This is a genomic window from Streptococcus sp. CF8_St5-11 (assembly GCF_024295625.1).
In the GTDB taxonomy this organism is placed as follows: Bacteria; Bacillota; Bacilli; order Lactobacillales; family Streptococcaceae; genus Streptococcus.
On the sequence record NZ_JANCOJ010000002.1, the window covers coordinates 421,656 to 435,303 of the forward strand.

General features: G+C 43.9%; 14 protein-coding genes. All 14 read left to right on the forward strand.

The window, feature by feature from the left end; all coding sequences use genetic code 11:
* Positions 1 to 86 precede the first annotated feature (86 nt).
* Positions 87 to 893: a dihydroorotate dehydrogenase electron transfer subunit gene (locus NMM13_RS05835; RefSeq protein ID WP_254728059.1), complete on the forward strand. Its 807-nt coding sequence runs from the start codon at positions 87 to 89 to the stop codon at positions 891 to 893.
* A 9-nt stretch (positions 894 to 902) separates the two neighbouring features.
* Entirely contained in the window at positions 903 to 1,841 is a 939-nt protein-coding gene (locus NMM13_RS05840; RefSeq protein ID WP_254728060.1) for a dihydroorotate dehydrogenase, read from the forward strand.
* A 179-nt stretch (positions 1,842 to 2,020) separates the two neighbouring features.
* Positions 2,021 to 2,713, forward strand: a complete 693-nt coding sequence (gene pyrF / locus NMM13_RS05845) for an orotidine-5'-phosphate decarboxylase (protein WP_003011715.1) — start codon at positions 2,021 to 2,023, stop codon at positions 2,711 to 2,713.
* 317 nt (positions 2,714 to 3,030) lie between these two features.
* Positions 3,031 to 3,663 carry an orotate phosphoribosyltransferase gene (gene pyrE, locus NMM13_RS05850; RefSeq protein WP_023917983.1) on the forward strand — a complete coding sequence of 211 codons (633 nt, stop codon included), beginning with the start codon at positions 3,031 to 3,033 and terminating at the stop codon, positions 3,661 to 3,663.
* Between the two features lie 141 nt (positions 3,664 to 3,804).
* The gene (locus tag NMM13_RS05855) at positions 3,805 to 4,404 is read left to right on the forward strand and encodes a hypothetical protein (protein ID WP_254728061.1); all 600 of its coding nucleotides are present in this window, start codon (positions 3,805 to 3,807) and stop codon (positions 4,402 to 4,404) included.
* Positions 4,405 to 4,460: 56 nt separating this feature from the next.
* The gene (locus NMM13_RS05860) at positions 4,461 to 4,952 is read left to right on the forward strand and encodes a DUF3592 domain-containing protein (RefSeq protein ID WP_254728062.1); all 492 of its coding nucleotides are present in this window, start codon (positions 4,461 to 4,463) and stop codon (positions 4,950 to 4,952) included.
* A 148-nt stretch (positions 4,953 to 5,100) separates the two neighbouring features.
* Positions 5,101 to 6,606 carry a glycosyltransferase family 39 protein gene (locus NMM13_RS05865; RefSeq protein WP_254728063.1) on the forward strand — a complete coding sequence of 502 codons (1,506 nt, stop codon included), beginning with the start codon at positions 5,101 to 5,103 and terminating at the stop codon, positions 6,604 to 6,606.
* Positions 6,607 to 6,736: 130 nt separating this feature from the next.
* Positions 6,737 to 7,390, forward strand: a complete 654-nt coding sequence (locus NMM13_RS05870) for a uracil-DNA glycosylase (RefSeq protein ID WP_254728064.1) — start codon at positions 6,737 to 6,739, stop codon at positions 7,388 to 7,390.
* 9 nt (positions 7,391 to 7,399) lie between these two features.
* On the forward strand, positions 7,400 to 7,864 hold the full coding sequence (locus NMM13_RS05875; protein WP_003003493.1) for an 8-oxo-dGTP diphosphatase: 465 nt from the start codon (positions 7,400 to 7,402) through the stop codon (positions 7,862 to 7,864).
* A gap of 11 nt (positions 7,865 to 7,875) precedes the next feature.
* Positions 7,876 to 9,144, forward strand: coding sequence for a dihydroorotase (locus NMM13_RS05880; protein ID WP_254728065.1), 1,269 nt, complete (start codon positions 7,876 to 7,878; stop codon positions 9,142 to 9,144).
* Positions 9,145 to 9,158: 14 nt separating this feature from the next.
* Positions 9,159 to 10,001: an SGNH/GDSL hydrolase family protein gene (locus tag NMM13_RS05885; RefSeq protein WP_254728066.1), complete on the forward strand. Its 843-nt coding sequence runs from the start codon at positions 9,159 to 9,161 to the stop codon at positions 9,999 to 10,001.
* Entirely contained in the window at positions 9,970 to 10,602 is a 633-nt protein-coding gene (locus tag NMM13_RS05890) for a YpmS family protein (RefSeq protein ID WP_254728067.1), read from the forward strand. The genes NMM13_RS05885 and NMM13_RS05890 overlap by 32 nt, the downstream gene beginning before the upstream one ends.
* 433 nt (positions 10,603 to 11,035) lie before the next feature.
* Positions 11,036 to 12,598: a 2-isopropylmalate synthase gene (locus NMM13_RS05895; RefSeq protein WP_118398035.1), complete on the forward strand. Its 1,563-nt coding sequence runs from the start codon at positions 11,036 to 11,038 to the stop codon at positions 12,596 to 12,598.
* Between the two features lie 12 nt (positions 12,599 to 12,610).
* The gene (gene leuB / locus NMM13_RS05900; protein WP_254728068.1) at positions 12,611 to 13,648 is read left to right on the forward strand and encodes a 3-isopropylmalate dehydrogenase; all 1,038 of its coding nucleotides are present in this window, start codon (positions 12,611 to 12,613) and stop codon (positions 13,646 to 13,648) included.

Sequence of the window (13,648 nt, forward strand, 5' to 3'; positions counted from 1 at the left end):
AAGATCAGCGGACGGAGTCTAGCTGATCGTTTGTGGGACCTTGCTTTTGCGAGGTCTTTTTTGCTGGAAGAAAGAAGAGGAAACCAATGGTCAGTGACAGTTGTAAAAAACGCTTTGGCAAAATCATGATGGAGGAGATGGAGCTGGTCGCTCAAGAAGAGATCGCTCCCCGCATCTATTCTATGATCTTGAAGGGGGAAATGGTGGCTCAGATGCTGCCAGGTCAATTCCTTCATATCCGCGTCCCTGATGGGTCCAAGCTCCTTCGCCGTCCGATTTCAATTTCTGAGATTGATCCTGAGACACAGACTTGTCGCTTGATCTACCGCATCGAAGGTGGGGGGACAGCTATCTTTTCCCAATTGCCAATCGGTAGCAAACTCAGCGTGATGGGGCCTCAGGGAAATGGTTTTGATCTCACCAATCTCGGCCAAGGTCAGAAAGCCTTGATCATTGGTGGCGGGATCGGTGTTCCTCCTTTGGTCCAAGTGGCCAAACAACTCCATGAGCAAGGGGTAGAAGTTGAAGTGGTTGTCGGCTTTGCGACCAAAGAAGCTGTCATTTTGGAAGAAGAACTTTCTCAGGTGGCTCATGTTACTGTAACGACAGACGATGGATCTTATGGTACCAAGGGCTATGTCTCGACGGTCATTGATCAGATGGACCAGGAGTTTGACGCTATCTATTCTTGTGGAGCACCTGGAATGCTCAAATATGTCAATACCAAATTCCATGATCATCCCCGTGCCTACATTTCTATGGAATCGCGTATGGCTTGTGGGATGGGGGCTTGCTACGCCTGTGTAGTGCATCTGGAAAATGAAAGCCAAGCAGCCAATAAGCGCGTGTGTGAAGACGGACCGGTCTTTGAAACCGGTACGATTGTAATGTAGGAGGACCTTATGACAGCAAATCGACTAGCCGTATCCTTACCTGGTTTAGACTTGAAAAACCCCATCATTCCGGCATCTGGCTGTTTTGGCTTTGGTCAGGAATATGCCAAATACTATGACTTAGACCTGCTTGGATCCATCATGATCAAGGCAACAACTGCTGAGGCTCGTTTTGGTAATCCAACGCCACGTGTCGCCGAGACGCCTGCCGGCATGCTCAATGCCATTGGCCTCCAAAATCCAGGGGTAGACGTGGTCCTAGCAGAGAAACTCCCTTGGTTGGCCCAGCATTATCCAGATCTACCGATTATCGCCAATGTAGCTGGCTTCTCTAATGAAGAGTATGCAACGGTATCGCGGAAGATCTCGCAAGCGCCAAATGTCAAGGCCATCGAGCTCAATATATCTTGTCCAAACGTAGACCATGGCAACAATGGCCTCTTGATTGGGCAGGTCCCTGAGTTGGCCTATGCGGCTGTGAAAGCAGCGGTAGAAGCGTCCTCAGTCCCTGTTTATGTCAAGTTAACGCCTAGTGTAGCAGACATCACGCAGGTCGCAAAAGCAGTAGAGGATGCAGGAGCGACTGGCTTAACCATGATCAATACCTTGGTCGGCATGCGCTTTGACCTCAAGACTGGTAAGCCCATCATTGCCAATGGAACCGGAGGTATGTCGGGACCAGCCGTTTTCCCAGTTGCTTTGAAACTCATCCGTCAGGTTGCCCAATCCACTAAACTTCCGATTATCGGAATGGGAGGTGTGGATTCAGCCGAAGCAGCCATTGAAATGATGATTGCAGGGGCCTCTGCGATTGGAGTTGGAACCGCTAATTTCACCGATCCTTATGCTTGTCCAACCATCATCGAAGATCTGCCACAGGTCATGGATCGCTATGGTATTGACACCCTTGAGAACTTCCGTAAACATGTACGGGAAAATCTACTGTAAATCCTTGACTTTTCCCAAATATCGTACTACAATAAATAAAAACCTTTAAAGCAGTCCAGAGAGGCTCCTAAGGTCTAGACGGTGAATCATGGTAGTTGTTCCTACCTAATTTTCGTGTAACCTTGCCTCGGGCAAGGTTTTTTTGTAGACAAAATGATCAATCAAAAAAGGAGTAATCCATGCGTGAAGAACGTCCTATTATCGCCCTTGATTTCCCAGCTTTCGAGGATGTCAAACACTTTTTAGAGCATTTTCCAGAAGACGAAAAATTATTTGTAAAAATCGGAATGGAATTTTTCTATGCAGTTGGTCCTGAAATTGTACATTACCTCAAAGGGCTTGGACACAGTATTTTCCTTGATTTAAAATTGCATGATATCCCAAATACAGTTAAATCAGCCATGTCCGTACTGGGGACTTTCGGAGTAGATATGGTGACAGTTCACGCAGCCGGTGGTGTAGAGATGATGCGCGAAGCCAAGGCAGCTCTTGGTGAAGGGGCTAAGTTGGTAGCCGTGACCCAGTTGACTTCTACCAGTGAAGAAGACATGCGTGATTGCCAAAACATCCAAACAACGGTCCAAGAATCTGTAGTTAATTACGCTCGCAAGGCCCAAGAAGCAGGCTTGGATGGCGTTGTTTGTTCAGCCCATGAAGTAGCCTTGATCAAGGATGCCACTTCATCAGACTTTGTCTGTGTCACACCAGGGATTCGTCCTGCTGGAGCTGAAATCGGTGACCAAAAACGGGTCATGACGCCACAAGAAGCTCATAAAATTGGATCTGACTATATTGTCGTTGGACGCCCAATCATCCAAGCAGAAAACCCATGGGACGCTTACCATGAAATTAAGAGACAGTGGAATAGTTAAGAACGTCTAAGAAGCTGTGCTTCAAGACGTTCTACGGGAAGCCCGATATGGCCTTCCCTAAACTTATTCACTAACTTAGTTGAAAGAAAATGATCGTTTCTTTCAACTAAGTGTCGGAACTTAAAAAGTCCATGGGACCTTCCCTAACGCATTCACTAGATCACAGAAGAGAAAATGATCGTTTCTCTTCTGTGATCGTCGGAATAATCGGAGTCCGATAGGGCCATTCCTAAACTATTCACTAACCTGTAATGTTGTTGTTTAAATCAATGATTGATTTAATTCGTATATGATTAAAATCGTAAAAAGGAGTCGTCATGTCATTAGCTAAAGATATTGCTAGCCATCTTTTGAAAATTGAAGCCGTTTATTTGAAACCAGAAGAACCTTTCACTTGGGCATCTGGGATCAAGTCCCCTATTTATACAGATAACCGTGTAACCCTCGCTTATCCAGAAACTCGTACCTTGATCGAAAATGGATTTGTAGATAAAATCAAGGAAGCTTTCCCTGAAGTAGAAGTGATTGCAGGGACAGCAACGGCAGGGATTCCTCATGGTGCTATCATTGCGGACAAGATGAATTTGCCATTTGCCTACATTCGTAGCAAACCAAAAGACCATGGTGCTGGAAACCAAATTGAAGGCCGTGTACCACAAGGTCAAAAGATGGTCGTAGTGGAAGATTTGATTTCTACCGGTGGATCTGTCTTGGATGCTGTCGCAGCTGCCAAGCGTGAAGGAGCAGATGTCCTTGGTGTGGTGGCTATCTTCACCTACCAATTGGAGAAGGCAGATAAGAAATTTGCGGAAGCTGGGGTTCAACTTGAAACCTTGTCTAACTATACAGAATTGATTCATTTGGCAGAAGAACAAGGTTACATCACTTCTGAAGGTTTAGAGTTGTTGCACCGTTTCAAGGAAAACCAAGAAACTTGGCAAGATAAATAATACAACTGAAGCGTTTCTAACGCTTCTTTTTTATACTCTTTTCACTAGTTGGTGGTTAACTTGATTCTCAAAGTAAAATCCGGTATGATAGTAGTAATTGTTTTTATGGATGAAGGAAAACTATTTTTAAGGGAGTATAAGATGACAAAAGAACATTATTTGCAAATGAAGAAGCAGGCTCGGGTCTGGTTTACTGTCAATATCATCATCAGTTTGATTGCTATTGCAGGAGGAATTTTAGTGGTCATTAGTAAATCACGTCATATCCCATTTTTACTTATGGCCTTGGGGGCACTGACTTTGATGAACCAAGTCTTGGTTACCCCTGCTTTCAACGCCAAAAAAGATGCTGAGGAAGAACATCCAGAATGGAAGAGTTTGTCTACTAAAGATACTAAACTTCCTGTGGAGAATCTGCAGAAAGGGGTTTTGGTATCAGCTACGGCTCTTCTGATTGTCATTATTGGTTTCTTCATGTTCTATCGTCCTCTTCCGACAACAGACGCAGGAACTGAAGTGATCAATACCTATCGAGAGATCCAGTCTGTACCAGAAAGTTCGACAGAAAAAGAATCTAGCTCGATCTCCAATTTGACTCCGAAAGATGTTCAAACTTTACAAGAATTGAAAGAAGAAATCGAATCCAATGCCCCATCAGATTCAAATTCACTGGATCTTAATAAAGCAAAAGATCTTGCAGAAAAAGCACAGCAACAGAATTGGTTGAAAAGGGGAGAATAAGATGACTTTTCAAGTGGTTTGAAATCAACTAGTTTTTGTGAAAGGGTAAAAAACAAATGACAGTAACAACATTCTGGCTTATTTTGGGTATTCTGACCCTTGTTTTCTTGATCATGCTGTCTATCTTTTACACCTTGTATCGTCGTGAAATAAAAGTGAAAACAGAATCTACCGCAAAAGTTATGGGAGAAGTAGTTGCTTTTGATTCCAAAAATCAACTGCTTATTTCTCTGCCTGTGGTAGAGTATCAAGTCGAGGGTGAAAGATACCAAAAGACCTTTACCTACGCTTATTTCAGAGAGACTTCTTCTAAGTCAAGACAAACCAATGTTTTCGATAGAACCTATGTTCTTGGAGCAGGTAAAAATCTGGATTTGCGGATGATATTCCCAATTGGCTCTCCTATGACTGTCTTTTATAATCCAAGCAAGCCACAGATTGGTTTTGTCGAACGATATGCCGGCTTAGTCGGTTTCTATAAAATCGGGATGATTCTAACAGTTGGGATTTATCTTTGGTTAGTATGTATTTTAATCCTAGTATTTTAGGTCTGTTAGTTAAGGTTAAGAGTTAAAATTTGCTTCGATAAAATGAGTATGTTTATAAATTACATTTCAGAACAACTTTTCTTTGCACTTTACTGTTGATAGTCAGTCCAAAACAGCAGAAATGCTGTTTTTTTGATATAATGGACCTATGTTATCGAAAAGTAAACGTATTCTATTTGGGATACTTCATGTTGTCATGTTGCTAGTGATGGTCCACTGGTTCTTGATCAGTGTGACCTATCTGAGAGAGATTTCATGGCTAGCCATTTTAGGTGCTGGATTGCTATTTCTGCTAGCCTGGCTGAAACGCGATGGGCTAAAGAGTGCCTTTGCTTGGTTGACTCGGCATAAAAAAGGCTTCTTACTTGGAGCGGTTGTCTTTCAGTTGATTGTTATGGTTTGTGCGGAGCTCTTTATCCGTCGGGATGCTGCGGTTGTTTTCAAAGGGGCTTTTGATCTTCTTAAGCAATCTTCTATCACCAACTACCTCAGTCGCAATCCCAATAACATTCCGCTCTTTCTTTACGAGAAGTTTTTCTATGTCTTATTTGGCTCTAGCGGTCTGTGGGTCATGCAGGCTCTCAATATCCTCTATGTCAATCTGGGGGCAGTCCTCTTGTACAAGCTGTCCCAGAAGCATTTCAATCAAAAAACGGCTGATCTAGTCTATCTCTTCTATGTGAGCTTGATCTGTTACTCGCCGTATTTCTATTCCATGTACACGGACATTCCGCCGCTTCCTTTGATCGCTCTTCAGTTATGGTGGGCCTTGGATCTCTTGAAGGAAGACCAAGCAAGCATCTCCTGGAAGAAGATTGTTGGCTTGGGCATCTTATCTGGCCTATCCATGTTGATCCGTCCAACGACGATTATTGTCATGATTGCCTTTTTGGCTGTGCTCTTCTTCAGAGGAAATTGGAAGGCCTTTGGAAAGATTGCTACGGTGACCGTGATGATGACGGGCTTTGTCTTTGCAGGATTGAATACAGCGGTCAATCATCAAAGAGTTGTGCCGATCTTGAAACAAGAAGGGCTGGCTAAAGGACCGCTCTTATTTATCAATCTGGGCTTGACGGATATGGGGCACAACCAAGAAGATATGAAAGAAGGCTTGCTAGCCTATATTGATGAGGACAAGCGCTCGGATTACAACAATGGCCTCTTTAAAAAAGAAAATGTGATCAAAGAAATCAAGCGCCGTCTCAAGGAGTACGGACCGTTCGGTTTGATCGGGCATATCTACTACAAGCAATCTTTGACGGTAGCAGAAGGAACCCTGGGCTGGCTGTACCGAGATGTAGAGTATGAGAAGACGCCTTTTATCAATCCTCTCTATGCACCTCTGACTAAAAATAATGGTTTGGCAAAATGGGTGCGGACCTATTTCCTCAGCATTGATCGACCACAGTACAAGTATTATGAATTTGTCAAGCAGCTGATCTGGATCGTCCTATCGGCTGGTTTGGTTGGAGCTTATCTCAAACGTCGAGATACAGATGATTTTAACTTCCTTTCCTTAGCGGTCTTTGGTGGTTTGCTCTTCTTAACCATCTTTGAAGGTGGGAAAACCCGCTACCTCATCCAATTCTTACCGCAAATTTTACTAGTCGCTTCGATCGGTCTAGCTGGATTTACCAAGAAAGAAAATACCTAAAAGCTCTCGCTTGTTTGACAGGCAGAAAAAGAGGTTGGACAAAATTGTCCAGCCTCTTTTTTATCCAGTGGATCTGCGCCAAATATGGTATAATGGAAGGTAAGAATTTATTGGATAGCGGAGAGTTTCCATGCAGCATTCACCCTGGCATGAAGCCATCAAATCCCATCTTCCAGAAGGGTATTTTCACCAGATCAATGACTTTATGAATGAAGTCTACAGCAAAGGAGTGGTTTATCCACCGCGTGACAAGGTCTTTAAGTCCTTGCAGACGACAGAGATGGATCAGGTCAAGGTCTTGATCTTAGGTCAAGATCCCTACCATGGACCGGATCAAGCGCAGGGCTTAAGTTTTTCTGTTCCGGATCATGTACCAGCGCCGCCTTCTTTGCAAAATATTCTCAAAGAGTTGCGCTCAGATATCGGAGAGAAGCGTTCCCATGATCTGACCTCTTGGGCGGAGCAAGGGGTGCTCTTGCTCAATGCCTGTTTGACGGTGCCTGCTGGTCAGGCCAATGGCCATGCAGGACAAATTTGGGAGCCTTTCACAGATGCTGTGATCAAGGTGGTCAATGAGTTGGAGGAGCCTGTTGTCTTTATCCTCTGGGGATCTTATGCCCGTAAGAAAAAGCCTCTGATTACCCACGATCGACATTTGGTCCTTGAATCAGCTCACCCAAGTCCTTTATCGGCCTACCGAGGATTCTTTGGTTCCCAACCCTTTTCAAAAACCAATCAATTTTTGAAAGAGGCGGGACGCGAGCCGATTGATTGGTTAAGATAGGAGAAAGAAATGCCACAATTAGCAACGATTTGTTACATTGACAATGGGAAAGAATTTCTCATGCTGCATCGCAATAAAAAGCCCAATGATGTCCATGAAGGTAAATGGATCGGAGTTGGTGGAAAATTAGAACGCGGGGAAACCCCTCAGGAGTGTGCTGCGCGTGAGATTTTTGAGGAGACGGGCCTTAGAGCCAAGCCAGTTTTGAAAGGGATTATTACCTTTCCGGAGTTCACTCCAGATTTAGACTGGTACACCTATGTCTTCAAGGTAACAGATTTTGAAGGAGAACTGATCGAGTGTAACGAAGGGACCTTGGAGTGGGTACCTTATGATCAAGTCCTCTCAAAACCGACCTGGGAAGGGGACCACACCTTTGTCGAGTGGTTGTTGGAGGATAAACCCTTCTTTTCAGCAATGTTTCGCTATGACGGCGACCGCTTGTTAGAGTCGCATGTTGATTTTTATGAATAAAGGAGAATGCAATGGTTGTCATTAAAAATGGTCGCGTAATGGATCCCAAAACTGGCTTGGATCAAGTCTGTGATCTTCGCATTGAAGGAAAGAAAATTGTAGAGATCGCTAAAAACCTCCCAACGGATGGACAAGAAGTCCTTGATGCTACTGGTCTGGTGGTTGCTCCTGGTTTGATCGATGTACACGTGCATTTCCGTGAACCCGGTCAAACTCATAAAGAAGACATCCATACGGGTGCCTTAGCCGCAGCTGCTGGTGGTTTTACTCGAGTGGTTATGATGGCCAATACCAATCCGACCATTTCAGATATTGCTACCTTAGAAGAAGTCTTAGCTTCTGCAGCCAAGGAAAATCTCCACATTCATACGGTAGCGACGGTGACTAAGAACTTTGACGGTCAACACCTAACAGATTTTGAAGGCCTGCTTAAGGCTGGTGCAGTAGGATTTTCAGATGATGGGATTCCCCTTCAAAGTACTAAGGTTGTCCGCCAAGCCTTGGAAGAAGCTAAGCGTCTAGGGACCTTTATTAGTCTGCATGAAGAAGACCCTGAGTTGAATGGCATTCTAGGTTTGAATGAAAACATTGCTAAGGAACACTTCCATGTCTGTGGGGCGACGGGTGTAGCCGAATATTCAATGGCTGCGCGTGATGCCATGATTGCCCATGCGACAGGTGCTCACCTCCATATCCAACACCTTTCCAAGGAAGAAAGTGTCAAGGTGGTGGAATTTGCCCAAGGATTAGGAGCTCATGTGACGGCAGAAGTGGCACCTCAACACTTTTCGAAAACAGAAAGTCTGCTCTTGACTAAGGGAAGCAATGCTAAGATGAATCCACCTCTTCGCTTGGAATCTGACCGTCTAGCAGTGATTGAAGGCTTGAAGTCAGGCGTCATCTCCGTGATTGCGACTGACCACGCGCCTCACCATGCAGATGAGAAGAATGTTCCTGATATTACCAAAGCACCATCTGGCATGACTGGGCTTGAAACTTCGCTTTCTCTTGGTTTGACCTACTTGGTGCATGCTGGCCATTTAAGCCTGATGCAATTGCTTGAAAAGATGTCCTATAATCCAGCACGTCTCTATGATTTTGATGCTGGATATATTGCTGTGGAAGGACCGGCAGATCTCACGATCTTTGATCCAAGTGCGGACCGTCTGGTTTCAGATCATTTTGCTTCAAAAGCTGGAAATTCCCCATTTGTGGGTGAAACACTTAAAGGGAAAGTGGCTTATACCATCTGCCATGGACAAGTGATTTTCCAAGGATAAGCGATCGTATTCACATGAATCTTAAAAAATTGATGCAAGGCTTGGTTTTCTTTTTAACCAGCCTTCTTGTCTTTGTGTATTTATTTCATGCTTTACTACCAACTGCATCGCCTCGCATGACCAAGCCCAAAACGGCTGCGAAAGAAATCACCTATAGGTATGTAGCTCTAGGAGATTCCTTGACCGAAGGAGTAGGGGATAGCACCAATCAAGGGGGCTTTGTGCCCATCCTTGCCCAAAGCCTGTCCAATGAAAATGACGGCCAGTACCAGCCTGTCAACTATGGAGTAGCTGGGAATACAAGTGCTCAGATCTTAGATCGACTCAAGAAGCAAACAGACCTTCAGAAGGATCTCAAGAAGGCGCGTGTCATGACCTTAACAGTTGGGGGAAATGATCTGCGCAAAGTTGTTGTCGATCATCTGAGTGATTTTTCTCTATCAGATATCCAAAAACCGCTCAAGTATTATACAGCTAACCTCAAAGAAATTATTAAAAAGGCCAGAAAGGACAATCCCCATCTTCCTATTTATGTAGTGGGGATCTACAATCCTCTTTACCTGAATTTTCCTGAATTAACCAGTATCCAGACGGCTGTAGATCGTTGGAATGAGACGACGGAAGAAACCATCGCGCAATTTGATCAGGTCTATTTCGTTCCGATCAATGATTTGCTCTATAAAGGAATTGATGGCAAAATGGGCGTATCAGAAATCAGTGACGGGAAGACAACTGTTATCAATGATGCCCTGTATGAAGAGGATAGCTTTCACCCCAACAATACGGGCTATGAAAAGATGAAACAAGCAATATTGGAGAAAATCAATGCCACGAAGAAAACTTGGAGTCAAAAATAATCCCATCAAAGAGAAGATCCCCTTCCTTCAAAAAATTAATATTTGGAAATGGTTATTTTTAGGTTTGGTCAGCCTTCTCTTAGCCTTTGCTTTAGTCGTGCAAGGACGCTTAGCGACGCCAAGAGAAGATGTTAGTCAGCTTCATCAAGCAGTTGGCACCAAAGATGTCAAAGTTGGAACTATGACGACAACTCGTGATCAACTCAATGACACCATCAAATCGCTTCTGAAAAAATATAAGCTGTCCGACTACAAGGTCTATGCGGACAATCAACAAATCCTATTAGAAGGGCAGTTGAGTTTCTTAGGGAAGGATTATCCCTTATATATTTACTTTCAACCATCCAAATTGGAAAATGGGAACATTCTCTTGACGGTGAAGGATTTTTCAGTCGGAACCTTTCAAATTCCACAAAGGATGGTTTTGCAGCTCTTGAGCAAGAATAAAACTATTCCAGAATTTATCCAAATTTCACCAAAACAGTCTACCATCACCATTGTATTACCAGAAATTGACAATGACTTTGGAATCTATGTCAAGGCCAATACCATTGATCTCTATAATGACAAGATCGTTTTTGATTTGTATCAGAAGAAGTAGGGCGAAAGAGGCTATTCAAATTGAATTCACAATCATCTTAAAAAATTTCCTTAGGTTCAATAATTCCGAGTGCTAGAAACAATAGTGTTTCTAGCACTTTTCTCATGACGGAAAGTTTCTAAGATGACTTTATCCTCAATCTAACTAGAACTGAAAGCTTTATTTTGTTTCTATTCAAAAAATTCAGAATATTACAGAAAATTCTTGACATTGCTTTTTCCCTATGCTAAAATACTAAACAAGACATTGAACAAAGGAGAAAGTCAAACATGAAAACAGCTAAGTTTATTCAATTTGCTTTGTTGTTGAGGTACAAGGGCTAGTGCAGAAGCATTAGTCCTGTTTGGCTTACCAAGCGGGCAAAAACATCTCGCTTGGTTAACCGAGTGAGATGTTTTTCTTTATATCCACTACATAGAAATGAGGAGACCCTATGCGTAAAGTTGAATTTTTAGATACCAGCCTTCGGGATGGCGAACAGACTCCAGGAGTTAATTTCTCTATCAAAGAAAAGATTGCCATTGCTAAACAATTGGAAAAGTGGGGCATTTCTGCTATTGAAGCAGGTTTTCCTGCAGCTAGTCCTGATTCCTTCACAGCTGTTCAAGAGATTGCCAAGGTCTTGACCAAGACAGCCGTGACAGGTTTGGCCCGTTCTGTCAAATCAGATATTGATGCTTGTTATGAAGCCTTAAAGGATGCCAAGTATCCGCAAGTTCACGTCTTTATAGCAACCAGTCCGATTCACCGAGAGTTTAAACTCAACAAGACCAAAGAAGAAATTCTTGAAGCGATCAAAGAGCACGTCTCTTACGCTCGCTCAAAATTTGAGATTGTTGAATTCTCACCAGAAGATGCGACCCGGACAGAATTGGATTTCCTCTTGCAAGTCGTACAGACTGCAGTTGATGCTGGTGCTAGCTACATCAACATTCCTGATACAGTCGGTTTCACGACACCAGCGGAGTACGGTGCCATTTTCAAATACTTGATTGACCATGTCAAGACAGATCGCGAGATTATCTATTCACCTCATTGCCATGATGACCTAGGTATGGCGGTGGCGAATAGCCTCGCTGCTGTTAAAAATGGTGCCCGTCGTGTCGAAGGAACCATTAATGGCATCGGTGAACGGGCCGGCAATGCGGCGCTTGAAGAAGTAGCGGTTGCTCTCAATATTCGCGAAGACTATTTCCAAGTTGAGAGTCCGATTGTCCTTAATGAAACCATCAACACCTCTGAGTTGGTCTCTCGTTACTCTGGGATTCCAATTCCTAAAAACAAGGCGGTTGTTGGTGGCAATGCCTTCTCACACGAGTCTGGGATTCACCAAGATGGAGTCCTTAAAAATCCCCTTACCTATGAAATCATTACGCCTGAGTTGGTGGGTGTTAAGAGCAATAGTCTCCCTCTTGGAAAATTGTCTGGTCGCCATGCCTTTGTCGAAAAACTGCATGAGTTGGGACTGGAATTTACAGAAGAAGACATCAAGCCATTGTTTGCTAAGTTCAAATCTCTTGCAGACAAAAAACACGAGATCACAGATGCTGATATCCGCGCCCTTGTTGCTGGTACAGCAGTGGAAAATCCAGAAGGATTCCAATTTAACGATCTCCGCTTGACAACCAATGCAGACGAAACGATTACAGCAGCGGTTAGCCTCCGCAATGAAGAAGGGGAAGTGCTCGAATTCCTTGCCAATGGTCAAGGGTCGGTTGAAGCGATCTTTAATGCGATTGATAAATTCTTCAACCAAACTGTTCGCTTGACATCTTATAATATCGATGCAGTGACTGATGGGATCGATGCCCAAGCCCGTGTCTTGGTATCCGTGGAAAATGTCGATACAGATACGATTTTCAATGCCTCTGGTTTGGACTTTGACGTATTGAAAGCCTCTGCCATCGCTTATATCAATGCCAACACGCTGGTTCAAAAAGAGAATGCGGGTGAGATGGGACGAGCTGTCTCCTACCGTGATCTTCCACAAGCCTAAGAGGAAATAAACATGACAAAGAAAATTGTAACACTTGCAGGAGATGGGATTGGCCCTGAGATCATGACAGCTGGACTAGAGGTCCTCGCAGCCGTTGCTCCCAAAATTGGCTTTGATTATAGTCTAGAAGACAAAGCTTTTGGGGGTGCTGGGATTGATGCTGCTGGCCACCCACTTCCCCAAGATACTCTCGAAGCAGCTAAAGGAGCGGATGCTATTCTTCTTGCAGCCATCGGAAGTCCTGAGTATGACAATGCTCCTGTTCGTCCAGAACAAGGCTTACTTGCTATTCGCAAGGAATTAAATCTCTTTGCCAATATTCGTCCTGTACGGATTTTTGACGCCTTGAAACACCTGTCTCCTTTGAAACCAGAGCGTATCGAGGGTGTCGACTTCGTGGTCGTGCGTGAATTGACAGGTGGGATTTATTTTGGAGAGCATATCTTAAAAGAAGATACAGCGCGCGATATCAATGATTACAGTGCAGAAGAAATTCGTCGGATTATGCGCCAAGCCTTCAAGATCGCGCAAGGACGTGGCAAGAAAGTGACCAGTATCGATAAGCAAAATGTTCTGGCAACCTCTAAATTGTGGCGCCAAGTGGCAGAAGAAGTTGCCAAAGAATTTCCAGATGTGACCTTAGAGCACCAGCTTGTCGATAGTGCGGCCATGATCATGATTACCAATCCAGCCCGCTTTGATGTTGTAGTGACAGAGAATCTATTCGGAGATATCTTATCTGACGAATCCAGCGTCCTTCCTGGAACACTAGGCGTGATGCCGTCTGCCAGTCATTCTGACCAAGGACCAAGTATGTACGAACCGATTCATGGTTCAGCACCGGATATTGCTGGTCAAGGCATTGCCAATCCGATTTCCATGATCCTGTCCGTTGCCATGATGCTCCGAGAAAGTTTTGGAGAAACAGCAGGTGCAGAAATGATCGAAGAAGCCGTCAATCAAACCTTGAATCAAGGAATCTTGACACGGGATCTAGGTGGACAGGCTTCTACTGCAGAGATGACTGCAGCCATTATTGGGAATCTCTAA